General features: G+C 60.6%; 17 protein-coding genes, 1 tRNA gene and 1 pseudogene. 15 read left to right on the top strand and 4 right to left on the bottom strand.

Annotated features, from left to right (window positions below; all coding sequences use genetic code 11):
• Positions 1 to 157 precede the first annotated feature (157 nt).
• A complete protein-coding gene (locus AB5287_RS06335) occupies positions 158 to 1321 on the bottom strand; it encodes an ATP-binding protein (protein ID WP_368220945.1) in 1164 nt (387 codons plus the stop codon).
• A gap of 203 nt (positions 1322 to 1524) precedes the next feature.
• On the opposite strand from AB5287_RS06335, the gene AB5287_RS06340 reads away from it, so the two are divergent.
• From AB5287_RS06340 to AB5287_RS06350, 3 genes are all read left to right on the top strand, one after another.
• Entirely contained in the window at positions 1525 to 2976 is a 1452-nt protein-coding gene (locus AB5287_RS06340; protein ID WP_007054510.1) for an FAD-dependent oxidoreductase, read from the top strand.
• A gap of 151 nt (positions 2977 to 3127) precedes the next feature.
• Positions 3128 to 4066 carry a zinc metalloprotease HtpX gene (gene htpX, locus AB5287_RS06345; RefSeq protein ID WP_007055925.1) on the top strand — a complete coding sequence of 313 codons (939 nt, stop codon included), beginning with the start codon at positions 3128 to 3130 and terminating at the stop codon, positions 4064 to 4066.
• Positions 4067 to 4140: 74 nt separating this feature from the next.
• Positions 4141 to 4214, top strand: a tRNA-Gly gene (locus tag AB5287_RS06350).
• A gap of 62 nt (positions 4215 to 4276) precedes the next feature.
• On the opposite strand, the gene fbaA is transcribed toward AB5287_RS06350, so the two are convergent.
• Positions 4277 to 5344, bottom strand: a complete 1068-nt coding sequence (fbaA, locus tag AB5287_RS06355; protein WP_007051670.1) for a class II fructose-bisphosphate aldolase — start codon at positions 5342 to 5344, stop codon at positions 4277 to 4279.
• A 215-nt stretch (positions 5345 to 5559) separates the two neighbouring features.
• On the opposite strand from fbaA, the gene AB5287_RS06360 reads away from it, so the two are divergent.
• The 12 genes and pseudogenes from AB5287_RS06360 (at position 5560) to ilvC (AB5287_RS06415) (ending at position 21099) form a co-directional block, all read left to right on the top strand.
• Positions 5560 to 6846, top strand: coding sequence for an adenylosuccinate synthase (locus AB5287_RS06360; RefSeq protein WP_007051668.1), 1287 nt, complete (start codon positions 5560 to 5562; stop codon positions 6844 to 6846).
• Positions 6847 to 6869: 23 nt separating this feature from the next.
• Complete coding sequence (locus tag AB5287_RS06365) at positions 6870 to 8453, top strand: ClC family H(+)/Cl(-) exchange transporter (protein WP_007051667.1); 1584 nt, start codon at positions 6870 to 6872, stop codon at positions 8451 to 8453.
• Between the two features lie 186 nt (positions 8454 to 8639).
• Positions 8640 to 9704, top strand: a complete 1065-nt coding sequence (locus AB5287_RS06370) for a CrcB family protein (protein WP_347047161.1) — start codon at positions 8640 to 8642, stop codon at positions 9702 to 9704.
• Positions 9704 to 10099 (top strand): CrcB family protein, encoded by a 396-nt coding sequence (locus AB5287_RS06375; RefSeq protein WP_008783483.1) that lies wholly within the window; start codon positions 9704 to 9706, stop codon positions 10097 to 10099. Before AB5287_RS06370 ends, AB5287_RS06375 begins: the two co-directional genes overlap by 1 nt.
• A gap of 49 nt (positions 10100 to 10148) precedes the next feature.
• Positions 10149 to 10274, top strand: a pseudogene (locus tag AB5287_RS06380) (amino acid ABC transporter substrate-binding protein); the annotation flags it as partial.
• A 99-nt stretch (positions 10275 to 10373) separates the two neighbouring features.
• On the top strand, positions 10374 to 11459 hold the full coding sequence (locus AB5287_RS06385) for a LacI family DNA-binding transcriptional regulator (protein WP_038426243.1): 1086 nt from the start codon (positions 10374 to 10376) through the stop codon (positions 11457 to 11459).
• Positions 11460 to 11885: 426 nt separating this feature from the next.
• Positions 11886 to 13412, top strand: a complete 1527-nt coding sequence (gtfA, locus tag AB5287_RS06390; RefSeq protein ID WP_368220950.1) for a sucrose phosphorylase — start codon at positions 11886 to 11888, stop codon at positions 13410 to 13412.
• A 217-nt stretch (positions 13413 to 13629) separates the two neighbouring features.
• Positions 13630 to 15267 (top strand): MFS transporter, encoded by a 1638-nt coding sequence (locus tag AB5287_RS06395; protein ID WP_349046513.1) that lies wholly within the window; start codon positions 13630 to 13632, stop codon positions 15265 to 15267.
• Positions 15268 to 15330: 63 nt separating this feature from the next.
• Entirely contained in the window at positions 15331 to 16374 is a 1044-nt protein-coding gene (locus AB5287_RS06400) for a LacI family DNA-binding transcriptional regulator (protein WP_347047152.1), read from the top strand.
• Between the two features lie 627 nt (positions 16375 to 17001).
• Positions 17002 to 18369: an MFS transporter gene (locus AB5287_RS06405; protein ID WP_013582327.1), complete on the top strand. Its 1368-nt coding sequence runs from the start codon at positions 17002 to 17004 to the stop codon at positions 18367 to 18369.
• Between the two features lie 196 nt (positions 18370 to 18565).
• Positions 18566 to 19618, top strand: a complete 1053-nt coding sequence (ilvC, locus tag AB5287_RS06410) for a ketol-acid reductoisomerase (protein WP_007054663.1) — start codon at positions 18566 to 18568, stop codon at positions 19616 to 19618.
• A 428-nt stretch (positions 19619 to 20046) separates the two neighbouring features.
• Positions 20047 to 21099 carry a ketol-acid reductoisomerase gene (ilvC, locus tag AB5287_RS06415; RefSeq protein WP_007051650.1) on the top strand — a complete coding sequence of 351 codons (1053 nt, stop codon included), beginning with the start codon at positions 20047 to 20049 and terminating at the stop codon, positions 21097 to 21099.
• A gap of 181 nt (positions 21100 to 21280) precedes the next feature.
• Here ilvC (AB5287_RS06415) and AB5287_RS06420 read toward each other — a convergent pair whose 3' ends face one another.
• Positions 21281 to 23095 carry an alpha-amylase family glycosyl hydrolase gene (locus AB5287_RS06420; RefSeq protein ID WP_368220954.1) on the bottom strand — a complete coding sequence of 605 codons (1815 nt, stop codon included), beginning with the start codon at positions 23093 to 23095 and terminating at the stop codon, positions 21281 to 21283.
• Positions 23096 to 23254: 159 nt separating this feature from the next.
• Positions 23255 to 24289: a LacI family DNA-binding transcriptional regulator gene (locus AB5287_RS06425; RefSeq protein WP_007051648.1), complete on the bottom strand. Its 1035-nt coding sequence runs from the start codon at positions 24287 to 24289 to the stop codon at positions 23255 to 23257.
• Positions 24290 to 24586: the final 297 nt, after the last annotated feature.

The raw sequence follows: 24586 nt of genomic DNA on the forward strand, positions 1-24586 counted from the left end.
GTTCCAGGGGATGGCTTCAGCACCCTCCGACCTAATGAACGAAGAAATGACCTAATGAATGCAATCGAGGTCGTAAAAAGCCGTTGGAGGTGACGTCTTCAGTGTCATCAAGGGATTCGCCGGTTGTGCAGTATTGTTATTGTTCTGCGGCGGCTCTTTACCGTCGGCCTTCCAGCCAATCGAGGGCGGAAGTGACGCGGATTCCTTGTGAGACGTAACTTTGCTCAACCCGACTGGTTACGTACTGTTGCTCACACGGTATGCCGAGAACATTGCCAATTAAAGTAAGGTGCCGGGCGAACCGGTCATGGTAGGTTTGCCCGGATTTGATTTCGATCATCAGGCGATGATTCGGATCGGTGAAATCCAACAAATCCACCTCGACCTTGCTGGCATCGCGGTAGAAGAATAATTGTGGCTCCTGATTGGCGTTCAAATGCTGTTTCATGGTTTCCGCAATGATGAGGTTTTCAAATATATCGCCGAACTTGGGGTGCGCAACCAGTGCTTCGACCGTCCGAATGCCCAAGAGATGGCACAGCAAGCCAGTGTCATAAAAATAGAGTTTCGGCGTTTTGACCACCTGTTTGCGTGCGTTCGTGTAGAACGGCATGAGATGGAATGCGATGTAACTTGATTCCAGAATCGACATCCATGCCTTTACGGTTCGCGGACTTACACCAAGTTCATTGGCGATGTTGGTGTAGTTTATGAGTGCTCCGGAACTGAGTGCGCAAAGAGTCAAGAATCGGCGGAAGTCAGCCAAATTGCGTACATCAAGATATTCGGAAACATCACGTTCGATATAAGTGTCGATGTAGTTCGAGAAGAACAGATTGAGCGGCATTCTCGTGTCGTAAATGCGTGGATAACCGCCTTGCAGCATAAACGTATCCGGAGTAAGGGCCTGATTCGCCTTGCATGCTTCTTGGAATGAGAACGGCAATAACTTGACCAAACCGACTCGGCCTGCCAGTGATTGTTGAATACGCTTGAGTAGTAGGAAATTTTGAGAACCAGAGAGGACATATTGTCCTTGTTCGCTACGTTCGTCGGAAGCCACTTGAATCATGGAGAACAAATCAGGAGCATATTGAGCTTCATCCACTATGAGCTTGGAAGGACGCTGCCGAATGAATCCCACCGGGTCGTCAATGGAGGCTTTGCGTGTCTCAGGATTTTCCAGATTCACGTAGTCATAATCAGGGAACATGGCTTTTGCCAGCGTGGATTTGCCGCTTTGCCGAGGCCCGGTAATAGAGACCACGGGAAACCATTGCGCAAGTTGTTTGGCCTGTTTCCCGAGCGCGCGTGGAATCATCGATGCCTCTTTCCCATAATCCGACATTACTGATTACCATAATCTTACATTAGAGAAACCCATAATCCTACATTAGGAAAACCCATAATCTGACATTAGCAGTGCTCGTAGGTTTCCCAAACGCACAAACTATGGCCTAATACACAGAATTCCCACCACTCTCCCTCTGTCGCAACGGAAGGCTTTGCGTTAGGCTAGAGCGCGTGACTGAATCCGTGAATACTGAACTCCGCATTGCTGTTATCGGCGCTGGCCCGGCCGGCGTCTACTCATCCGATATCTTCCTGCGCCAGCTCAAGAAGCTGGGCGAAGAGCTTGGCCTCGGCACCGAAGCGCGCATCGACCTGTTCGAGAAGCTGCCCGTGCCGTTCGGCCTGGTGCGTTACGGTGTGGCCCCGGACCACCCGTCCATCAAGTTCATCGCCTCCGCGCTTGAGAAGACGCTCGACAACCCGAACATCCACCTCTACTGCGATGTGGAATTCGGCAAGGACGTGACCCTTGACGACCTGCTGGCCCGTTACGACGCCGTGCTGTTCGCCACCGGCGCGGTCAAGGACAAGCCGCTGAACCTGCCCGGTGCCGACCTTGAAGGTGTGTACGGTGCCGCCAAGTTCGTCGAATGGTACGACGGTTACCCCACCGGTGCCCGAGAATGGCCGCTCACGGCCGAGAACGTCGCCGTAATCGGCGGCGGCAACGTGGCCATGGACGTGGCCCGCGAACTCATGCGCAACGCCGACGACCTCAAGGCCAAGACCGATATTCCGGACAACGTGTACGAGGGCATCGGCCAGAACAAGGCCAAGGTGCTCCACCTGTTCATCCGCCGTGGCGTGGCCCAGGCCAAGTTCAGCGTGCAGGAACTGCGCGAGATGGAGAAGCTGCCCGGCGTGCAGCTCATCATCAACGAAGACGACTTCGATCTGGACGACGAGACCATCGAGGTGGCCGGCAAGGACAAGCTCACTCGTCAGATGGTCGAAGAGCTGTTCGCCATCCGCGAGATGGCCGAAGACATGGAGGATGACGGCGACGTCGACTTCGAAGGCAACCCGGCCGACCGCAAGTACTACGTGCACTTCAACTCCGCCCCCACCGAGATCCTCGGCGAGGACGGCAAGGTCAAGGCCATTCGCGTGGAGCGCACCGAAACCGGTGCCGACGGCAAGATGCACCGCACCGGTGAGTTCACCGACTACCCGGTCGAGGCCGTCTACCACGCCATCGGCTACAAGCCCGCCGAAGCCCCCGGCATCACCTACGACGAGCACGGCGCTCACCTGGCCAACGCCAACGGCGACGGCCGCATCACCACCGAGGCCGACGGCGGCGAAGTGCGCGACCGCCTGTACGCCACCGGTTGGGCCAAGCGCGGACCGGTGGGTCTGATTGGCTCCACCAAGTCCGATGCGCTCGCCATCGTGACCAACATGCTCGAGGATCTGGCCAAGGCCGCTGAAGGTGGCCGCGTGGCAGCCGACCGCGCCCCCGAATCCATCGATCGACTGCTGGCCGAGCGCGGCATTCGCCCGATCGACTTCGCCGGCTGGAAGAAGGTCGACGCCTTCGAGCGCGCCGAGGGCGCCAAGGAAGGTCGCGAGCACAAGAAGGTCATCGAGCCCGACCAGATGCGTGAGCTCGCCCTGGCCTGACGTTCGCCCACGCCCGTCCGGTATTCGTCCACCCGGCCGCGCCCCGTGCGGACGCGGCCGGGCTCGGGGCCGGACGGGCCGGGCGAATATGGGACATTGCGCGTGGCGCATATCCAGCAATCATTCAGCCTGCGATTTTAGTGTGTGCATTATGGATGCCAAAGTACGGGTGCACGGCCATTTCAACGGCCTGAAAACAACGCTGCTGTTTGCCCTGATGTGGGCCATCATCATGCTGATTTGGTGGGCCACGGGCGGCAGTCGGCAAACCCTGAGCATCTATATCGTCATCGGCCTGATTACCACGTTCGGCACCTACTGGTTCTCCGACAAACTCGCCATCGCCTCCATGGGCGCGCGGGAAGTCAGCGAGCAGGAAGCCCCGGAGATCTACCAGATTGTGCGTGAACTGAGCGCCAAGGCCGGCAAGCCGATGCCTCGCATCTACATCGCCCCCACCATGAGCCCGAACGCCTTCGCCACCGGGCGCAACGAACGGCACGCGGCCGTCTGCTGTACCCAAGGCATCCTGCAGATTCTCAACGCCCGTGAACTGCGTGGTGTGCTGGGCCACGAACTTATGCACGTGTACAACCACGACATCCTGACTTCCGCCATCGCCTCTGCCATGGCCACCGTCATCTCCTACCTAGGCTATTCGCTGATGTATTTCGGCGGCGGTTCGCGAGACGACCGCGACAGTTCCGGTGGCCTCGGCCTGATCGGCGCATTGCTGAGCGTGATTCTCGCGCCGATCGCCGCGTCTTTGATCCAGATGGCCATCTCCCGCACCCGCGAGTACGACGCCGATGAAGACGGCAGCCTGCTTACCGGCGATCCCGAGGCCCTGGCTTCCGCGCTGAACAAGATTTCCTACGGCGCACAGACCGCGCCGATGCGCAAAACCGCCGGCACCCAGTCCGTCTCCGCAATGATGATCGCCAACCCGTTCTCCGCGGTCGGTTTCTCGCGCTTGTTCTCCACGCACCCGCCGACCGATGAGCGCATAGCGCGTCTCATGCAGATGGCCAACGAAATGAACGGCACGCCGATCGCTCCGCCCACCTACTCCACGCGCGTCGGCAGGTGACGTGCTAGGATAACTATTCGTGCCTCGTTTGGCTGAGCATGCTCGTCACGTGAGGTGCAGCAGCCGTAAGGCATGCGGACATAGTTCATCGGTAGAATGAAAGCTTCCCAAGCTTTAGAGGCGGGTTCGACTCCCGTTGTCCGCTCCATTGATTTTCAATGATTTTCATTATTTCCGGGAAAGTGTCGCGCACGATCGCAAAACTACGCGCTATTTGAGCGCTTTGCCCGCGGAACCCAGCTGCCGGCAAGCCTCGACCACGCGGGCGGACATGGAATCCTCAGCCTTACGGCCCCAAGAACGCGGATCGTAGAACTTCTTCTCGCCCACTTCGCCGTCGATCTTCAGCACCTTGTCGTAGTTCTCGAACACGTGGTCGGCGATTGGACGGGTGAAGGCGTACTGGGTATCGGTGTCGATGTTCATCTTGATCACGCCGTAGCTTACAGCTTCGGCGATTTCTTCCGGGCGTGAACCGGAGCCGCCGTGGAACACCAGCTCAAACGGCTTGCCGTTGGGGAAATCGACTATGCCGGCCGCGCTAGGCAACTCGCCTTCGGCCACCGCGCGCGCCACACGCGCCTGAATGTCGCCGAGTAGCGACGGGCGCAGCTTGACCACGCCGGGCTTGTAGGCACCATGCACATTGCCGAATGTGAAAGCGGCCATGTACCGGCCACGTTCGCCCAAACCCAGTCGGCGGGCGACTTCGAGGCCATCTTCCGGAGTGGAATACAGCTTTTCATTGATTTCGGCGGAGTGACCGTCTTCCTCACCGCCGACCGCGCCGATTTCGATTTCGAGCACGGTGTGCGCCTTCTGCGACTTGTCGAGCAGTTCCTCGGCGATGTCCAGATTTTCCTTGAGCGGCACGGTGGAGCCATCCCACATATGCGACTGGAATGTAGGCTCCTGGCCTCGTGCCACCTGATCGGCCTCATGCGCGAGCAGAGGACGCACCCACTCATCCAGATACTGCTTGGCGCAGTGATCGGTGTGCAGAGCGATGGTGATGTTCGGGTATTTCGCAGCCACTTCATGTGCGAAAGCCGCCAGCGCCAGCGAGCCGGTAACGCGATCATTGACCCCCCTGCCGGAGACGTAGGCCGCGCCTCCCACGGAAATCTGGATGATGCCGTCGGACTCGGCGTCTGCGAAGCCCTTCAACGCAGCATTCAGTGTCTGTGAGCTGGTTACGTTGATGGCTGGATAGGCGTAACCGCCTCGGCGGGCGGCCTCGAGCATTTCGGCATAGCGTTCCGGTGTTGCGATCGTCATGGCTTCATTATCGCGCGAGGCATGCCCTCTAGGCTCCGTTCTTCAACCTGTGCGCTGTGCGATTGGTCACAGCATCGCCTCGTACGAGTAGAAATTCGTCACCCATTCCGGGTTGTCGCACCTCCAGCCTCGCCCTGCGTGAGACGAAACTTCGCAGGGTAGAGGGTGTACGGTAGTCTGTTTCCGGCGGAATCGTGCGAATGCGGAGGTGCATCATGCCTGGAATTGTTCTTATTGGTGCTCAGTGGGGCGACGAGGGTAAAGGCAAGGCTACCGATTTGATCGGCACCAAGGTCGATTACGTCGCGCGCTTCAACGGCGGCAACAACGCGGGCCATAGCGTGGTGGTCGGCGATGAGTCGTACGCCCTGCACCTGCTGCCTTCCGGTATTATCAACCCGAACCTGACCCCGGTGATCGGCAACGGCGTGGTCGTGGACCCGGAAGTGCTCTTCGAGGAGATTGACGGCCTGGAATCCCGCGGCATCGATTGCTCCCACCTCAAGGTGAGCGAGGCCGCACACATCATCGCGCCCTACCACCGCACACTCGACAAGGTGACCGAACGCTTCCTTGGCAAGCACAAGATCGGCACCACCGGCCGTGGCATCGGCCCGGCCTACGCGGACAAGATCAACCGTGTCGGCATCCGCGTGCATGACCTGTTCAACGCCGACCATCTGCACGACAAGGTGGAGGCCAGCCTACACCAGAAGAACCAGATGCTGGTCAAGCTCTACAACCGTCGTCCGATTGACGTGGACCAGACCACCGAGGAGCTGCTGAAGCTCGGCGAACGCCTCAAGCCGTACGTGGCCAACACCGGCCTGATTCTCAACAAGGCGCTTGACGAAGGCAAGACCGTACTGTTCGAAGGCGCTCAGGCCACCATGCTTGACGTGGACCACGGCACCTACCCGTTCGTCACCTCTTCCAACCCGACCGCCGGCGGCGCCTGCACCGGCACCGGCGTGGGCCCCACCAAGATCACCCGCGTAGTCGGCGTCTCCAAGGCCTACGTCACTCGCGTGGGCGAAGGCCCATTCCCCACCGAACTGCTGGACGAGTCCGGCGAATGGCTGCGTCAGCAGGGCCACGAATTCGGCGTGACCACCGGCCGCCCGCGTCGCTGTGGCTGGTTCGATGCAGTCGTCAACCGGTACGCCTCCCAGGTCAACGGCCTGACCGACATCGTGCTCACCAAGCTCGACGTGCTCGCCGGCCTGAAGGAGATTCCGATCTGCGTGGCTTACGACGTGGACGGCGAACGTCACGACGATATGCCGACTGATCAGGCCGCTTTCGCCGCAGCCAAGCCGATTTACGAGACCATGCCCGGCTGGGATGAAGACATCTCCAACTGCCACTCCTTCGACGAGCTGCCTGCCACCTGCCAGGCCTACGTCAAGCGTTTGGAAGAGCTGAGCGGCTGCCGTATCTCCGCGATCGGCACCGGTCCGCAGCGCGATCATGTCATCCAGATCAATTCGCTGGTCGACTGACCGTCTGCAACGAATTTCCCGGCTTGACTGGTAACGACGCGGCACATGATATCCGCCGGCTGATTCCGCGATTCGACCACTTGAAGTGGAAGATGGCGGCGGCCGGCATAGTCATTGGTCTGGTTTCAGGATTGCTGGTTGTCGTATACCGTCTCGGCATCGAATACGGCACGGATGCGTCCCGTTGGATATATGCGCGGATTCGCGAGACCCCGTGGCTGATTGCGCCGTGGGCGGTTGCCGCGGTGGCGGCCGCGCTAGCAATCGCGTGGATGGTCGGCAAGGAGCCGATGGCTGGTGGCAGCGGCATCCCGCAGACCAACGGCGTGGTGATATGCGGCTTGAAGATGCGTTGGCAGACGATTCTGCCAGTCCGTTTCGTCGGTGGACTGTTGGGCGCGTTGTTTGGTCTGTCGCTCGGCCGTGAGGGGCCGTCCATTCAGATTGGTGCGTCGGGCGCGCAGTGTGTGTCCCACCGTTTGCGCGGCCGCCGCCGTGAGGACATGCAGGAGCATTATCTGGTCACCGCCGGTGCCGCGGCCGGCTTGTCCGCCGCGTTCAGCGCGCCGCTGTCCGGCATGATGTTCGCTTTGGAAGGGGTGCATCGGAGTTTTTCCCCTGCGATTCTGATGGGCGCCACCGCCGCATCGCTGACCGCCGATTTCGTCTCAAAATACTGTTTCGGTCTGCGTCCGGTTTTGGATTTCGGTGATATCGGTCAGCTGTCGTTGGAAGAGTATGTGTGGCTGATTCCGTTGGGATTGGTGGCCGGTTTGGTTGGTTCGCTGATGAACCGCTCGTTGCTTGGCTTCCAGACGCTGTACGGCAAACTGCCGGCATGGAGCCGCCCGATGATTGCGATTGCGATCGCGTTGCCTGTCGGCATCTGGTTGCCCGATGTGCTCGGCGGCGGCTCGAATCTGATTGATACCGCCGAACATGCGCGCGTCGGCTTGGGAATGCTGTGTCTGCTGTTCGTGGCGAAGATGCTGTTCACATCCACGAGTTTCGGCTCAGGCGCGCCTGGCGGTATTTTCATGCCGATTCTTGCGGTCGGTTCGTTGGCCGGCGGCATCTGCGGTGAAGTGTTGCATCGATTCGGTGATCTGCCATCCGACGCAGTGGCGGTGTTTGCGGTGTGCGTGATGACGGGCACGCTCGCCGCGTCCGTGAAAACGCCGATCACGTCGATTCTGTTGGCTGTGGAGATGTCTGGAACGTTGACGCACATGCTGCCGGTCGCGGCCGTCGCTTTCGTCGCGCTGTTGGTGTCCGATTTGCTGCGCACCAAACCGATTTATGGGGAGTTGCTGGAGCGGTACGTGCGCGCGCAAGGCATGCAGATGGCGATCGCAAGCCATGTGGGCAGCGGCATTATGGAACTGCCATTGGAAATGGGAGCGATTGCGGACGGCAAGCGGGTGCGTGACGTGCGTTGGCCGTCTGGGTGCCTGATCATCGGCCTGCGTCGCGGCGAAAGCGAGATCGTGCCGCGCGGCGATACACGGCTGCGTGCCGGCGACTATCTGGTGGTGCTGTTCAGTGGCGAGGAGGAGCGCGAGGTGCGACCTGCGATGCGGCGGCTGTGTGATGCCCGGCTTGACTGAGCCTGGCTGAATTCGGCTGGACTCTGGATGTACGAATCTGCGGAATCGGACATCCAGGGTGCATACGTTGGCGCTCCGTGTAAACTCATATGCGTTAGGAAGGCGGCAACCGCGGCCCAGCTCGTTGTTGCACGGCCTATGGGCGGAACAACGCTGTCCGCGGAAGGCCAGTACAGGGGGAGCGCAATGGAATCGCAAGAACAATCGCCGGGAGACGTGGTGACTGCGGGTGAGGACTCACATCCCATCACGCAGGCAATCGACACTGTTGAGGTGATGCATGCTGGTGCAACCGCGCCCGCCGCTAACACCATGGATCCGCCTACGATTCCCCTGGCGCCGATGAAACGTATGCAGGCGCGGTTCAATCCGCTCGCCGACGGACTGATGTATGTTGTGGTGTTCGTCGGTGGATTTGTTGGAGTCGGCTGTCGGCATGCGTTGGATATGCTCCTGCCGTCGGTCAGCGGGACGCCATTCGTTGTGGGCACGTTTGTGTCGAATATGGTCGCCTGCTTCCTGTTCGCGATGCTGACCGAATTCATGGCGACCGCTTCGTGGCTGCGTCGCCGGGTGCGGCAGGTTGTCAGCCGTGGCGTTGGGCTCGGCTTGCTCGGCGGGCTTTCGACGATGTCCGGCGTGATGCTGGAAACGATGGAAGGTCTGCACGAGCGGCATATCGCCAGTGCGCTTGGCTATCTTGCGGGAAATTTTGCAGGCGGTTTGCTCACTGCCGCCGCCGGCGTGGTTCTGATGCAGGCACTGCTGTCACGGAGTACTCGAAAGCGGGTTCGGGGTGCGTTTTCAGCTGTTTCCGTGTCCGATTCTGCCGAATCGGACACGCAGGGCGTACGCCATGTGAAAGTGGCCGACGTGGCGCGTTCTGCCGCGCAGGCCGCAATGGAAGCCGCGCAGACGGCGCAGCAGGCCGCGCAGGCGGCGCAGCAGATTGCACAGACGGGACAGGTTCCGCGAGTCGAAACGCCAACCGTGCCGCCGACTGCCATCCAGCCTATGCAGACAGGCCACGTTCCGCAGATTCCTCCGCTGGTCGTTCCTCAGCTGGCACAGTCATCGCAGCCGTTGTTGCGCGAGCCGGATACTCCAGACTTGGGGCAGCTGCCCGAGCCGATTCAGCAGTCGCAGCCGATCCAGCAGCCGGCCAACCCGCTTCCACCCAGCTTCGAGCCCAAACCGATCACTGCGGAGATTTCGCTTGTCGCCGACCCGACTACCGGGGAGGTGCGCTGATGATGTGGATGATCTGTCTGTTCGGCGGTCTGGGAGCCATGGCCCGTTACGTGCTCGACGTGTCAATTCAACAAGGCTGGAACCGCGAGAATCGAAGAACGAACCGCAACTTCCCGCTATCCACGCTCGTCATCAACGGCGTCGCCTCGCTATGCGCGGGCATCGCCATGATGTCCTACTATTCGCAATCGGTGGATATGGACACGGTCATGATGTTCGTTGTCGGATTTCTCGGTGGTTTCTCAACATTCTCCACGGCGCTCAACGAAGTGGTTTCATTGATTCGCCAGCGTCGTTTTACGCTGGCTCTGGGCTATGGAATAGCAACCGTCGCGGTGCCTCTCATTTGTGTGGCCGCCGGTTTCGGCATTGCGCTGCTTGCCAATCCGGCGTAATTTTCACGTTACACGGACGGTCGCTGAGTAACGTGAAAGAAATCTGAGCGCAACCGCCATCAAGGCCGCCAGTCCGGATGCAACGCTGGTGATTGCATTCGACCAGACCAAGCCGCTGCCGAAGGCCTTCGCCTCCGCGGGAGTCGACACTAAGAAGCTGTATTTCGTTGCCGGACTGTCGAACAGGTTCGAGAGAATGTAAATGAATGTAATATTTCGTGGTAAGCACGTGAGAATACGGCGATAGAACAGTGATGACGGGGAAGGTGCGATCATGGTCGGCATGCGCGATGTGGCGAAGAAGGCCGGGGTGTCTCTGAGCACCGTCTCGCTGGTGGTGAACGGCAACGGGTACGTGTCTGATGACATGCGCGAACGTGTGCGCAAAGCCATGCAACTGCTCAATTATGTGCCGAACGAGCTTGCCCGCAATCTGTATCATGATCGTACGAATCTGGTCGGCGTCATCGTGCCCACCATCCGCCACCCGTTCTTTGCAACGTTTACCGCACATCTGCAGCATGCGCTCGCCGCGCAAGGATTACGCACTATGTTGTGCTCTACCGCAGATGAGGCGGACGGCGAAATCCAGTATGTCGACATGTTGCGTCGGCACATGATGGACGGCATCGTCATGTGTGCGCACACTTCGCATCCCGGCGATTATTGGACGTCGATTCATCGCCCGATCGTCGCGTTCGACCGTGTGCTTGGAGACGGTATTTCGTCGATCGGATCCGACCACGAGCAGGGTGGGCGATTGATTGCGCAGATGCTGATCCGCAATGGTACCAAACATGTGGTGATGATTGGCGGTCCGCGAGATCAATTCTTCGATTTGGCTGCGCGCGGAGAAGTCGAGGAAGGACCGTTCGATTTGGGAAAGACCACGTTCCCGACGGTGCGCTACTACCTCACGTTGGAACAGGAATTGACCTCCGCAGGCGTGAAATACGAGTATGTTGAAGCTGGCGAAGTGATGGATTTTGCCGGCTATCATCGTGCGGTCAGCAATGCGCTCGACAAGGTGACGACCGACGGCGTCGATGCCGTGGTCAGTTCCGATATTGGCGCGTCGTTCTGCGTGCGCGAAGCGTTGAGCCGCGGAATTTCCATTCCTGACGAGCTGCAGATCGTTGCCTACGATGGTACGTATTTGACTGATTTGGCCGGCATGAAGCTGACCGCGGTCGCGCAGGATTTCTCGGCGAGCGCACAGTCGACGGCCGACCATATCGTGCAGGCTATTGCCAATGAGGAAGTGGCCGCGGCTAACGCTTCACGCAGGGACATCCCCAAGCCGTTCGAGCCGAACGTGCTTATTCCCATGACGCTGGTGCCAGGCGATACCACGCGTTGATGCTGCGTGTCTTCATGCGTGTGCCCGGTGTGGATCTCATCGATTTCAGCGGTGTCCACAACCGGCGGACGCCCGTCGATGGTCGTGCTCATCATCCGACTTGTGCACATGTGTCCGATTCTGCCGAATCGGACGTCTGAGTTCCGAAAAAAGTGTTCTGTGTGTCCGATTCCGGAGAATCGGTCATGTGTGATGCGTGAGATGTTTGGATGTCCGATTTTGCAGAAACGGACACATTGGGGTCGGACAGGCTGGGTTGTGTAGAACACCGCATCAAACCGGTTCGACACGCGCATTTTGCGGTATTACTGGACATCAACGTCCCTTTCGAGGTAATATCAAACCGGTTCGATACGTATAAGTATGTAAAAGTACGCATGCACTGCGTACACATTGCACCTGCATCCATGAACCAAGGGAGGTCCCATGAAAAACAAAGTGCAGCTCATCGCTTACGCCGATCGTCTCGGCGATGGTACTCTTAGCTCGATGACCGACATCCTGCGCACCCGCTTCGACGGCGTGTATGACGGCGTGCATATCCTGCCGTTCTTCACTCCGTTCGATGGTGCGGATGCAGGCTTCGACCCGATCGACCACACCAAAGTCGACCCGCGTCTCGGCAGCTGGGACGACGTCGCTGAACTTTCCAAGACCCACGGCATCATGGTCGATGCCATCGTCAACCACATGAGCTGGGAATCCAAGCAGTTCCAAGACGTGCTTGAAAAAGGTGAGGAATCCGAGTATTACCCGATGTTTCTGACCATGAGCTCCGTCTTCCCGAACGGCGCCACCGAAGAGGAACTGGCCGGCATCTACCGCCCGCGCCCGGGCCTGCCGTTCACCCACTACAACCTCGGCGGCAAGACCCGTTTGGTATGGGTCAGCTTCACCCCGCAGCAGGTGGACATCGACACTGATTCCGCCAAGGGCTGGGAATACCTGATGTCCATCTTCGATCAGATGGCCGCCAGCCACGTGCGCTACATCCGTCTCGACGCCGTGGGCTACGGCGCCAAGGAAGCCGGCACCAGCTGCTTCATGACCCCCAAGACCTTTAAGCTCATCTCCCGTCTGCGCGAGGAGGGCGTCAAGCGCGGCCTTGAAATCCTCATCGAGGTTCACAGCTATTACAAGAAGCAGGTGGAGATCGCCTCCAAGGTGGACCGCGTCTACGATTTCGCCCTGCCGCCGCTGCTTCTGCACTCGCTGTTCACCGGTCACGTCGAACCCGTGGCCCACTGGACCGAGATCCGCCCGAACAACGCCGTCACCGTGCTCGATACGCACGATGGCATCGGCGTGATCGACATCGGCTCCGACCAGCTCGACCGCTCCCTCAAGGGCCTCGTGCCCGACGAGGACGTCGACAACCTGGTCAACACCATCCATGCCAACACCCACGGCGAATCCCAGGCCGCCACCGGTGCCGCCGCGTCCAACCTCGACCTCTACCAGGTCAACTCCACGTACTACTCGGCCCTCGGCTGCAACGACCAGCACTACTTGGCCGCCCGCGCCGTGCAGTTCTTCCTGCCGGGCGTGCCGCAGGTCTACTACGTGGGCGCGCTCGCCGGCCGCAACGACATGGAACTGCTGCGCCGCACCAACAACGGCCGCGACATCAACCGCCACTACTACTCCACCGCCGAAATCGATGAAAACCTCGAACGCCCGGTGGTCAAGGCCCTGAACGCCCTGGCCAAGTTCCGCAACGAACTGCCTGCATTCGATGGCGAGTCCAGCTACGAGGTCGATGGCGACACGTCCATCACCTTCCGCTGGACCGCCGCCGACGGCACGTCCACGGCCGCCCTCACCTTCGAGCCCGGACGCGGCCTCGGCACAGACAACACCACCCCGGTTGCCAGCCTTGCCTGGAGCGATGCCGCCGGCGACCACGAAACCCGCGATCTGCTCGCCAACCCGCCGATTGCCGATATCGACTAACCGTTGGCCCATAAACGCCACTCCGCTGTGCGCGCTCCAAGTAGTGCGCCCGGCGTAAGCTGGGTTCATGGAGAGCAAACCGCCCGCAGTGCACTGAAGCCAGTGCGCCCGGGCGGTTTTGCGTATGCGGGGTTGAAGGTCATGCTCCTGCGGGCGCGGCCCAAGCATCCCGCCGGAATCGACGAGACGAGCAGCAGAACAGAGAAAGAGCAGCATCATGTTGGAACCGTATGTGCGTCCGGGTATTGATGATCGCCCGGATTTGGACAAGGTCCTAAGTCCCGAAGACAAAGCCGCCGTGGCCAGACTGGCCATCAAGAATCGCCGCCGCCCGCCCGAAGCCTCTGCGGACCAGCCTGAGGCCCAGGCTGTGCGATTGGCTTCCGCCGGTTCTTCGGCAGCCGCTGCTGCAGCCGCCAGTGTGGACACTCCCGCGCCGGATATGTCGTCCGCCTACCTCGACATGCGCGATCCCATGGTCGCCGTCAATGGCCAACGCCCTACCGCAGGTCAGGTCTCCCGACTCAACTGGGGTTTCTTCGCTGCTTCAATTCTGGTCGGCGCACCTTGGGTGGCGTTGAACACCATTGCCATGCCCAACGCGATTGCGCGTACGTTCGGCTATGACACTGCTGTTGCCGGTCATATCGCCATCAATCCGGCCACTGGCCGCCCGTTGCCCGTCGCCACCGAATTGGCGATGCCCCTGGCCGTGTTGGTGATTGTCGGCGTAGTGGCCTCCATGTTTGCGATGCCGCTGATTTCAGTGTTGTCCGACCACACACGCACGCCATTGGGCCGTCGTACCCCGTGGATGGTTGGCGGAGGTCTGCTGTGCGCGCTGATCACGCTGATTCTGGGGCAGAATATCGGCATCATTGTGCTTTGTATTTTCTGGGTGTTCCTACAGTTCGCCTATGCGATGCTTTCCGTGCCGTTGACCAGCGCCATCAGCGAACGGGTGCCCGACAAGTTCCGCCCTCGCATCGAACGCTGGCATGGCATCGGTGTGATGCTCGGCCAAGCGCTTGGCGTGTGCATGGGTGCGCTTGGTGTGATGTTCAATTCGTTTGCGCCGTTTAGTTACACCGCCGTGCTATTTGCAGTGTCCGGTATTGCCACCGTATTGATTCTGCCCAAGGAGCCTTCTAGCGCTGAGCAGCCGAACCAGCTTTTTGACCGCAGTCAGGTACTTGACCAATTGCGCCCGCCGGCCCACGCTCCCGAGTTCTCCCGGGTGTTCGCCGCCCGTACGTGCATGATGGCCGGTGTTGGGCTGACCGGTGTGTTTCTGTGGTATCTCGTACGTTTCTGGGTTTATGGCAAGGCCGTGGTACTTACGTCCGCGCCGCTGACCATTCCGGCCGGATTCCTCATTGCCGGTATGGCTGTGGCCACATTGATCGGTGCCGCGCTCGCCTCCTGGGCCGCCGGGCCGATTTCCGAATCGATTGAAGAAAAGAACATTCCCGTGGCCCGTGCGGTGGCCGGTGCCTGCCTGTTGTATGCCGCTGGTTTGGCGCTCGCATGGGGGCTGGGCGTGTGGTCCACCGGCACTGCCCGTGAAAACGGCATGCTGCTGTTTGCGCTGATCTCCGGATTCGCCTTCGGCATTTACGATTCGCTCGGCCTTGAACTGGTGATGGACTCTTTGCCCGACCCGCGCCGAGCCGGCCACGACCTCGGCATTTATGCGCTCGCCAACTCGGCCGGTCTGGCGCTCGCCGCCATCATCGGCGCGCTACTGGTGAACGCCTTCGAGCACAGCTTCGGCTATTACCTGCTCTTCCCGTCCGCCATCGTCATGGTGCTGCTGGCCGGAATCATCACCCTCACCACCAAATCTGCCGAATAATAAACCGGTTCGAGTACACTGGTCAGCAGTGATCCAGTCCAGTACTCGCAGGGGAGCAAAACCATGGTCGGCATGCGCGACGTAGCCAAAGCGGCAGGGGTGTCCTTAAGCACCGTTTCGTTGGTGGTCAACAACACCGGCTACGTCTCGGCTGATATGCGTGCCAAAGTCGAGTCCGCGATGCGCCAGCTCAACTACATTCCCAACGAGCTGGCCCGCAACCTCTACCGGAACCGCACCAACACCATCGGCGTGATCATGCCGACCATCGCCCACCCGTTCTTCTCCACACTCACCGCGCATCTGCAGCGCGAGTTCGCCGCGCGCGACCTCAAAACCCTATTGTGTTCCACCGCCGATGCGGACAAAGGCGAGGTCGAATACGTCGATATGCTGCAGCGGCACATGATGGACGGCATCATCATGGCCGCCCACACCGAGCATCCGGCCGACTACTGGACCTCCATCCATCGGCCGATTGTCGCTTTCGACCGCACGCTCGGTGAGGGTGTGCCGGTCGTCCGGTCTGATCATGAACAGGGCGGCCGTCTGATTGCTCGCCAGCTCATCGATTCCGGAGCGCGCCACGTGGTGCTCGTCGGCGGCCCGCGCTCCCAGTTCGCGGCGGCCACCACGTTCCCCACGATTCGCTACCATCTCACCGTTGAGCGGATGCTGGCCGATGCCGGCATTGCCTGCGATTACGTGGAAGCCGGCGCCGTGGCCGACATCGCCGCCCACGAAGCCACCGCATGCGCCATTTTCGAGCGGTATCCCGATGTCGACGCCATCGTCGGCTCCGATGTGGTGGCATCCGTGGCATTGCAGGAAGCCTCACGCCGGGGTATCGAGGTGCCTGCTGATCTGCAAGTCATCGCCTATGACGGCACTCTCATGGCCGAAACCGCCGGCAAACGCCTGACCGCGATTCGACAGGACTTCCCGGCCATCGCCGCCGCGCTCGCCGTCCGCATGGACTCACAGATCGCCGCCGACGGTGGCCCCGCCTCTCCGTCCAAGAACGATAGCGCTTCGGACGTTGACACCCAACCCACTCCCGAAGAAGTCATCCCCGTAGCCCTCATCCCCGGCGAAACCACCCGGTGACTCCTATCTTGGCTCCCCTCTCTGAGGCTGAGCTGTGAAGCAAACAGTCCGGTGGACTGTTTGTAGGCGAAGGCGAGCCGGGAGGCGAGCAGGCAGACTGCGGGCGGTAGCCCGTCTGTAATTGCGGCCGAGCTGGCGGCGTAGGCGACTGAGGGGAGCCGAGTCACGGCCGCCCACAGTCACCCATCTCACATGACTCCTACGTCACAATGTCCACAATGTGAACCCTTGCTGGATTGGCAAGACAGCCAAACCTATGTTTACATTCCAGTTCAGGTCGAACGGCCTGAGGAAATACCGAAAGGAGGCCACGCGATGACTGGATTCAATGCTTCTGCGTTTGTATCCGCACGAATTATTAGCCCGTCTTCGCTGGCGGACTAATTCGGCACTGATGCTTGAAGCCCCGTCAACGAAGGCAGGGCCAATCAAGCTGACACAATCGGCACGGCCCTGCATGATGCGGGGCTTTTTTTGTTGCGCTCACAAGGCTTACGGCAGAATCCCGCAGACGGAAACGGTAGCGGACAGTACACGGCAACAACACAGCGACAGAACAACAACCTCCCTGTGGGGCGAAATAATCGCCCGCCGATGAGAGTGAACGAGAGCAAAACAGGAGTAACAATGACTGCAGCAGTCGAAGAGACTGGCTTAGGGCAGGCGGCAGGTAAAGCCGCTACCTTGGTACGCGATTCGGTCAAGACCGTGATCGCCGCGTCGATGGTCGGTACCGCCATCGAATTCTATGACTTCTACGCCTACGGCACCGCCGCGGCAAACTACTTCCCGCACATCTTCTTCTCCGCGAAGGACAACCCCACCGTCGCACTGCTGATGAGCTTGCTGACCTTCGCCGTCGCCTTCATCGCCCGCCCGCTGGGCTCGCTGATCTTCGGCCACTTCGGCGATCGCATGGGCCGCAAGACCACGCTGGTCGTCAGCCTGATGACCATGGGTGTCGGCACCTTCCTGATTGGCTGCCTGCCCACCTACGATCAGGTCGGCGTTGGTGCAGTCGCCATCCTCTGCCTGCTGCGTTTCATCCAGGGCATCGGCCTGGGCGGCGAATGGTCCGGCGCGGCACTGGTCGCCACCGAGAACGCGCCTGAAGACAAGCGCGCACTGTACGGCTCCTTCCCGGAGCTCGGTGCCCCGATCGGCTTCTTCCTGTCCAACGGCACCTACTTCGTGCTCGAATCCTTCAACAATCAGGACGCGATGCTGGCTTGGGGCTGGCGTGTGCCGTTCCTGCTGTCCGCCATCCTGGTGATCGTCGGCCTCGTGGTTCGCGTTCACATGGAGGAGACCCCGATCTTCCGTATGGCTCAGGAGCAGAAGAAGGTCGTCAAGTCCCCGCTGACCGAGGTCTTCCGCAAGTCTTGGCGTCAGGTGCTGCAGGCCACCTTCCTCGTGGCCGTGACCTACACGCTGTTCTACACGCTCGCCACCTGGTCCCTCGCTTGGGGCACCAAGGAGCAGGGCGAAGGCGGCGGCAACCTTGGCTTCACCAACCAGGAATACCTGCTCATGCTCATGATCTCCATCTGCGTGTTCGCCCTGTTCATCGTGCTGTCCTGCCTGTACGCGGACAAGATCGGCCGCCGTCGCGTGCTGACCTTCTCCTCCTGCGCACTTGTGGTGTTCGCCGTACTCTTCCCGTTCCTGCTGGACGGTGGTCTGGTCGGCCAGAAGAACTTCTTCGCCAACATGGTGTTCCTGTGCGTCGGCTTTGCCCTGATGGGCATCGCCTTCGGCCCGATCGGCGCCTTCCTGCCTGAGCTGTTCGACGCCAACGTGCGTTACTCCGGCTCCGGCATCGGCTACAACCTGGCCGCCATCGTCGGCGCGGCTTTCGTGCCGACCATCGCCACTTGGCTGAGCTCCCACTGGGGCGTCCACTCCGTGGGCCTCTACCTTGCCGTGATGGCCGTGTGCTGCCTCGTCTCCGTGCTCACCTGCAAGGAGACTAAGGACGTTGACTTTACCAAGTGACGATGTTCACAACGTGAAAACCCCTAATTCCACTAAGTGAACCCCTACAGGGCTTTTCCGATGCGACGGGACTAAACCTGCATATCGGAAAAGCCCACAAGGAAAGCCACAACAGAATATCGCTCAGCGAAACCCCGCAGAACGCAAGAAAAAATCAACCCCATAAATAAACAAATAAATAAAAGGAGCGCCAAAAATGGCAGCAACTATCTGGTACGAGAAGGACGCCGATCTGTCCGTGTTCGATGGCAAGAAGGTGGCTATCCTGGGCTACGGTTCTCAGGGTCACGCCCACGCGCTGAACCTGCGTGACTCCGGTGTCGACGTGGTCGTCGGCCTGCGTCCTACCTCCAAGTCCGTGGAGTTCGCCAAGGAGCAGGGCCTTGAGGTCAAGCCGGTTGGCGAGGCCGTTGCCGAGGCTGACGTTGTGATGATTCTTCTGCCTGACCAGTACCAGGCAGCCGTCTACAAGAAGGACATTGAGCCGAATCTGAAGCCGGGCGCTGCCTTGGCCTTCGCCCACGGTTTCAACATCCACTACGGCTACATCAAGCCGTCTGAGGATCACCCGGTGTTCATGGTTGCCCCGAAGGGCCCGGGCCACATCGTTCGTCGTGAGTACGCCGCTGGCCGTGGTGTCCCGGTCGTCGTTGCTGTTGAGCAGGACCCGGACGGCAAGACTTGGCCGCTGTGCCTGGCTTACGCCAAGGCTCTGGGCGCTCTGCGTGCAGGCGCCATCAAGACCACCTTCACCGAGGAGACCGAGACCGATCTGTTCGGTGAGCAGGACGTCCTCATGGGCGGCATCAACCACCTGTGCGACCTCGGCTTCGACGTGCTGACCGAGGCTGGCTACCAGCCGGAAATCGCCTACTTCGAGGTGTTCCACGAGCTGAAGATGCTCGTCGACCTCGCTAACGAGGGTGGTCTGAACAAGGCTCGTTGGTCCTGCTCCGACACCGCTCAGTACGGCGACTACACCTCCACCGTCATCACCGAGGAGACCAAGAAGCGCATGCAGTACCAGCTCAAGCGCATTCAGGATGGCTCCTTTGCCAAGGAGTTCATGGATGACCAGGCTGCCGGCGCTCCGAAGTTCAAGAAGCTGCAGGAAGAGTACTCTCACCCGCACCTCGAGACCGTTGGCCCGAAGCTGCGCGCCATGTTCTCCTGGAATAACGCCGAGGCCAAGGACAAGGATGAGACCGAGTCCTTCAACGGCAAGATTGCTCGTACCCAGGTTCAGTGATTGTCGCCCCTGAAGGGGATTTAAGCTAGCAAACCGCCGTTCCCGCCCATACGGGAGCGGCGGTTTTGTGTTGTTGCGCGCAGCGAATCATTCTCAATAACAACTATGCGCTGATTTCTTGCAGGCAAACGAACACCGAATATGCAAGGTCGTTGATATCTCAGCCTTTCCCCATATGTGGGATTGTGCGATTCTGTTCAAAAGGGTGCAGAGTTGTTATCGAGAATCGTTCTCTGCACACGGCTGTCCATACTCCAATAGTGACCTAGCTCACGTTGTGGACTCCAGCGGGGCTGCGACGGCGTTCTCGGTAGGATTGAACTCGGTTTGAAGGACACAATCCTCGCAAAACAGGACTTATCTGCACACCGTAGATACCCCCGGCGCCCAGCGGCGCCACAACCCACTACTGAAAAGGAGTGCCAATAATGGCAGCACAGATCTGGTATGAGAACGACGGTGATCTCTCTGTTCTCGAAGGCAAGAAGGTCGCAATCATCGGCTACGGCTCCCAGGGCCACGCCCACGCGCTGAACCTTCGCGATTCCGGTGTCGACGTGGTCGTCGGCCTGCGTCCGACCTCCAAGTCGGTCGACTTCGCCAAGGAGCAGGGCCTCGAGGTCAAGTCCGTGGCCGAGGCTTCCGCCGAGGCCGACGTGATCATGATTCTGGCCCCCGACCAGTACCAGCGCACCATCTGGGCCAACGACATCGAGCCCAACATCAAGCCGGGTGCTGCTGTTGCGTTCGCTCATGGCTTCAACATTCACTACGGCTACATCAAGCCGTCTGAGGATCACCCGGTGTTCATGGTTGCCCCGAAGGGCCCGGGCCACATCGTTCGTCGTGAGTACGCCGCTGGCCGTGGCGTGCCGGTCGTCGTGGCCGTCGAGCAGGATCCGCGTGGCGACGGCTGGGCTCTGACCCTGGCCTACGCCAAGGCCCTCGGTGCCCTGCGCGCCGGTGCCATCAAGACCACCTTCAAGGAAGAGACCGAGACCGATCTCTTCGGCGAGCAGAACGTGCTCATGGGTGGCGTGAACAAGCTCGTCGAGATGGGCTTCGAAGTCCTGACCGACGCCGGCTACCAGCCGGAAATCGCCTACTTCGAGGTCTGCCACGAGCTCAAGATGCTCGTCGACCTGATGAACGAGGGCGGTCTGAACAAGGCTCGTTGGTCCTGCTCTGACACCGCCCAGTACGGCGACTACGTCAACACCGTCATCAACGAGGACTGCCGCAAGCGCATGGAATACCACCTGCAGCGCATCCAGGACGGCTCCTTCGCCAAGGAGTTCATTGACGACCAGGATGCCGGCGCCCCGCACTTCAAGGAGCTGCAGGAGAAGTACTCCAACGAGCGCATCGAGACCGTCGGCCCGAAGCTGCGCGCCATGTTCTCCTGGAACAAGGATGGCGTCAAGGATGCCGACGAGGCCAATTCCTTCACCGGTAAGATCGCCCGCGCTCAGGTTCAGTGATTCTTCCTTGGCTCCCCTCGGGTGAGGTGCGCACGAACAGCGAGCCGGCAATCGCAGCCTTCAGGCTGTCCGTGTTGCAGTACGCTGGCGCGTAAGCGCCTGAGGGTGGTCCCCAGTGCATACCAAAAGGCCGCCGCTCCGATTCATTCGGAACGGCGGCCTTTCGCTTATTCCAAGGGATCTACTTGATAACCCACGCAGAAGTGTCGGTGGGGAGCTGGCCTTCGGGGGTCAGCGGGCCGGACGCCAGCACCACGGAGCCATCGGGCAGCGCGACCGGGGCATTGCCGAAGTTGGTGATTGAGGTGAACACCCGCCCGCCAACCGCCGCGCGGGTGTACGCCACCACGTCCGCTCCCATATCCACCTGCTCGGCCGTGGTGTCGCGCGTGGCGGTCAGCGACTCCTGGCGAATCGCCAGTGCGGCGCGATACAGCGCGAGCATCGAGTCCGGGTCGGCTTGCTCCACGTCCACCGCGTAATCCTTGAACCACAGCGGCTGCGGCAGGTGCGGGTCGGCGGCCGGCGTCACGCCATCGGCGCGAACCGCAGGGGAGAAGCCGAAGGAAGCGCCCGTGCCGAACTGGCCGGCGGCGCACAGCGGCACATGGTTTTCGCCGGTACCGTCATCGGCCGGAGCCGGACGGCTGAAATCGGCCAAGGCCGGCTCATCGGCGGCGGTCCACGGCAGCGGCACGCGGCAGCCGTCGCGGCCCTTGTCCATCGTGTTGCGGGTGGTGTGGAAGGCGGTCGGATCCTCCAAGTGATCCCACGGAATATCGGCCACCTCAAACAGGCCCAGTTCCTCGCCCTGATAGATGTATGCGGCACCGGGCAGGCCGAGCTCCATCAGCGCGGCGGCACGGGCACGGCGGGTGCCGAGTTCGCGGTTCTCCGGGTAGGTGGTGCCGTCGCGCAGCAGCCAGTCGTGTGGCAGCTGGTGATACGGCGCGCCCTTGACCTGCGGCAGACCATAGCGGGAGGGGCTGCGCGGCACGTCGTGATTGTTCATGACCCACGTGGTGGTGGAGCCGCCGGTTTCGGCCGCCGCCTTGAGCCCGGCGGCGATGGCCTTGCGGAACTCGTCGGCATACCAGTTGGCCTGCGCGAAGTCGAAGTTGAAGGACTGGCCCAGCTCGTCCATCGAAGCGTACAGGTGCTGGTGCTCGGGCACCACCCACGCCTCGGCCACGGCGAAGCGCGGCGGAGTGTATTCGTTGAACACCTTGCGCCATTCGCGGTAGATGTCGTGCACCTCGCGGCGGTCGAACAGCGGGTGGCTGAAGTCGTGGTTCAGCACGCCGACCACGCTGTATTCGCGGCCGAGCTCCTCCAGCGGCTTGGATTCAAGGTCTTTGGCCAGGCCGTGCGCTACGTCGATGCGGAAGCCGTCGGTGCCGTGGTCGGACCAGAAGCGCAGGGTCTTTTTGAACTCCTCGTGGATGTCCGGATTCTTCCAGTTGACGTCCGGCTGCGCCTTGTCGAACAGATGCAGGTACCACTGGCCGTCGGGCACGCGCGCCCAGGCCGGGCCGCCGAAGAAGGACTGCCAGTCGTTCGGCGGCAGTTCGCCGTGCTCGCCGCGGCCGTCACGGAAGATATAGCGATCGCGTGCGGGGGAGCCAGGTTCGGAGGCGAGGGCTTCCTTGAAGAACACGTGCTTGTCGGCGGTGTGGTTGGGCACGATGTCCACGATCACTTTGATGCCGGCCTCGTGCGCGGCCTCGGCCATCGCGTCGAAGTCGTCCATGGTGCCTAGGCGCGGGTCGACGTTGCGGTAGTCGATCACGTCGTAGCCGCCGTCCGCCAGATCCGAGGGGTAGAACGGGGAGAGCCAGATCGCGTCGACGCCGAGGTTCTTCAGGTAGTCCATCTTCTCGGTGACGCCGGCGATGTCGCCGAGTCCGTCGCCGTTGACGTCCTTGAAGCTGCGCGGGTAGATCTGGTAGACGACGGCCTGCTTCCACCAGTCGTCATTGAGGTTGTTGGCGGTCATGCCGATTCCTTCCTGTTCCGGGTGCGTTGTGGTTGGGTTGTTCCGGTTGTGCTCGAACTGCTGTGTGAAGACCCAACCGTTGTATTGATGATGACAACGATATCATGTGAATTACGCATGCAAAAGTCGATTTATCGGCGTTTTGCGATGGTAACGTAGTCACGCCTGCGCGGACGCTGCTGTTGCGGCAGGCGGCGCGGTGGTTTCGCGCAGTATTAGCGGAGTGTCCGGCCGTACGAATGCCGGTTCGATTGACTTGCCCGCAATGGCATCCAATACCATGTGCCCGGCGGCCACGCCCATTGCGAACGGGTCCTGATGCAGTGTGGTCAGTCCCACGGCGGCGGACAGGGTGGAATCGTCGAAGCCGATGATGGAGATGTCCTGAGGTACCCGCCGCCCGTATTGACGCAGGCGATACAGCACGGGTGCGGCCATTTCATCATCCTCAAAACAGAAGGCGGTGATGCTGGGGGAGGCGTTCAGTACGGCGTTCAATGCCGCGTTGCTTTCGCCAAGACCGCGTTGAATGCTCAGGGGCGTTAGCTCGATCCCCGGATGGGCGGCAGCGGCATCAATGACGCCCTGCAAACGAGCCTCGGCACTGTAGCGCATGTTGGTTTCGGTCGGGGCGCTGCCGACGAACGCGATATGCCGGTGGCCGAGTGCAATCAGGTGCTCGATGGCCGAACGTGTGGCGGCGTAATCGTCAATGCTCACGCCTGCGTCGAACCCATCGGTGGAGGGAATGTTGATGCCGACAATCGGCACGTGCATATGCTTCAGTCGCTCCACTTCAGCCGGCTCAATGTCGAAGGAGCTGACAATCACCGCATCCGCATTGCGTCGCACGGGCAAATCCGCAAAGAAGTCATGGCGCTCGGCGGCGTTGCGCATGGGGTAGGGCACAGTGTCGTAGCCGGAGGGGCGCAGCGCCGAGTCAAGGCCGGCGAAGATGTTTGCATTGAACCAGGTGGTGATGGTCTCGCTGGCCAGCAGCGCAATGCGGAACGACTGGCCGGACTTCAGTGCGGCGGCCGAGCGAGAGACGGAGTAGTCGAGCTTTTCGGCCGCGGTCATCACTCGGTCTCGAGTCTCTGGAAGCACTAGATCCGGCTTGGCGAAGGTTCGGGACACCGTGGATACGGAAACGCCGGCCTCGCGGGCCACCGCTTGAATGCTTGCCTTGGTCATAGCCGTCGCTCCTTCGCCGTCGCGAACAATCATTGTCATGACAACGATAACATGCCCATAACAAGTCGTCGTCTTCGGCTATCTCGATTACGAGGGGCTGATTTAGGGTGTCCCGGACATCTACTTCCGTTTCAAGGGGCTCCTTGCCGGTGAAACCACAAGTGCAAACGACTTTGTGCCAACGTCATTCCGCCGTTCTCGCGCTGGGTCTACTTGGGCACCAGCCCCTTGAAGCGGAAGTGGATGTCCGGGAAAGGCCAAATCAGCCCCTCGAAGCCGATTTAGACCAATTTCCCA

This window comes from Bifidobacterium sp. RTP21102st3_E2_RTP21102_210122, from assembly GCF_040916945.1.
GTDB classification, from domain to species: domain Bacteria; phylum Actinomycetota; class Actinomycetes; order Actinomycetales; family Bifidobacteriaceae; genus Bifidobacterium; species Bifidobacterium longum.

Excerpts from the sequence above, each read along its gene's own strand:
- AB5287_RS06335 (WP_368220945.1), bottom strand. The coding sequence starts at position 1,321 with ATGATTCCACGCGCGCTCGGGAAACAGGCCAAACAACTTGCGCAATGG.
- htpX (WP_007055925.1), top strand. The coding sequence starts at position 3,128 with ATGGATGCCAAAGTACGGGTGCACGGCCATTTCAACGGCCTGAAAACA.
- fbaA (WP_007051670.1), bottom strand. The coding sequence starts at position 5,344 with ATGACGATCGCAACACCGGAACGCTATGCCGAAATGCTCGAGGCCGCC.
- AB5287_RS06360 (WP_007051668.1), top strand. The coding sequence starts at position 5,560 with ATGCCTGGAATTGTTCTTATTGGTGCTCAGTGGGGCGACGAGGGTAAA.
- AB5287_RS06370 (WP_347047161.1), top strand. The coding sequence starts at position 8,640 with ATGGAATCGCAAGAACAATCGCCGGGAGACGTGGTGACTGCGGGTGAG.
- AB5287_RS06375 (WP_008783483.1), top strand. The coding sequence starts at position 9,704 with ATGATGTGGATGATCTGTCTGTTCGGCGGTCTGGGAGCCATGGCCCGT.
- AB5287_RS06385 (WP_038426243.1), top strand. The coding sequence starts at position 10,374 with ATGGTCGGCATGCGCGATGTGGCGAAGAAGGCCGGGGTGTCTCTGAGC.
- gtfA (WP_368220950.1), top strand. The coding sequence starts at position 11,886 with ATGAAAAACAAAGTGCAGCTCATCGCTTACGCCGATCGTCTCGGCGAT.
- AB5287_RS06395 (WP_349046513.1), top strand. The coding sequence starts at position 13,630 with ATGTTGGAACCGTATGTGCGTCCGGGTATTGATGATCGCCCGGATTTG.
- AB5287_RS06400 (WP_347047152.1), top strand. The coding sequence starts at position 15,331 with ATGGTCGGCATGCGCGACGTAGCCAAAGCGGCAGGGGTGTCCTTAAGC.
- AB5287_RS06405 (WP_013582327.1), top strand. The coding sequence starts at position 17,002 with ATGACTGCAGCAGTCGAAGAGACTGGCTTAGGGCAGGCGGCAGGTAAA.
- ilvC (WP_007054663.1), top strand. The coding sequence starts at position 18,566 with ATGGCAGCAACTATCTGGTACGAGAAGGACGCCGATCTGTCCGTGTTC.
- ilvC (WP_007051650.1), top strand. The coding sequence starts at position 20,047 with ATGGCAGCACAGATCTGGTATGAGAACGACGGTGATCTCTCTGTTCTC.
- AB5287_RS06420 (WP_368220954.1), bottom strand. The coding sequence starts at position 23,095 with ATGACCGCCAACAACCTCAATGACGACTGGTGGAAGCAGGCCGTCGTC.
- AB5287_RS06425 (WP_007051648.1), bottom strand. The coding sequence starts at position 24,289 with ATGACCAAGGCAAGCATTCAAGCGGTGGCCCGCGAGGCCGGCGTTTCC.